This window comes from Cryobacterium sp. RTC2.1 (assembly GCF_035018685.1).
In the GTDB taxonomy this organism is placed as follows: Bacteria; Actinomycetota; Actinomycetes; order Actinomycetales; family Microbacteriaceae; genus Cryobacterium; species Cryobacterium glucosi.
The window spans coordinates 1-600 of the sequence record NZ_JASJXJ010000342.1; the positions used below are offsets into that span (position 1 = coordinate 1).

General features: G+C 74.0%; 1 protein-coding gene. It reads left to right on the plus strand.

What is annotated here, in order from left to right; genetic code table 11:
* Window positions 1-103 precede the first annotated feature (103 nt).
* Window positions 104-600, plus strand: a 497-nt coding sequence (locus tag QN357_RS19195) for an FAD-dependent oxidoreductase (RefSeq protein WP_323505425.1), incomplete at its 3' end; no start/stop codon positions are given.

Here is a 600-nt window from a genome sequence, read left to right on the forward strand (position 1 = left end):
TCCCTGGGCCGGGGAACGTCGATCTGCGACACCTCAGCCGGTCTGTGACGCCGCGCAACTCGCGGGCTGGGCCGGTGCCCGCGCAGGCTGGCAGGATGGGCGCATGAGCCTCGGATCAGTTGTGCACACCGCCCCCGTCGAGCGCGTCGGCACCGTCGTCATCGGCGGCGGTGCCATGGGGTCGGCGACGGCGTGGCAGCTCGCGCGGCGCGGACGGCCCGTGCTCCTCCTCGAGCGCTTCGAGCCGGGCCACAAGAACGGCGCCTCGCACGGCGCATCGCGCAACTTCAACACCGCGTACGCCGATCCCACCTACGTCGGCATGCTCGCGGAGGCCGTGCCGCTCTGGCGCGAGCTCGAGGCCGAGTCGGGGGCCGCGGTCTTCGACCAGGTCGGCGTGGTCAACCATGGGCCGAACCCGGCGTTCGACGCCGTCGCGGATGCGCTCCGCTCAGCGGGGCTCGGAGCCGAGTTCCTCACTCCGGAGGCGGCGGGGGAGCGTTGGCCGGGCATCCGCTTCGACGGCCGGGTGCTGCACAACCCCGACGCCGGGCGCATCAACGCGGATGCTGCGGTGGCGGCACTGCAGGCGGCCGCGGC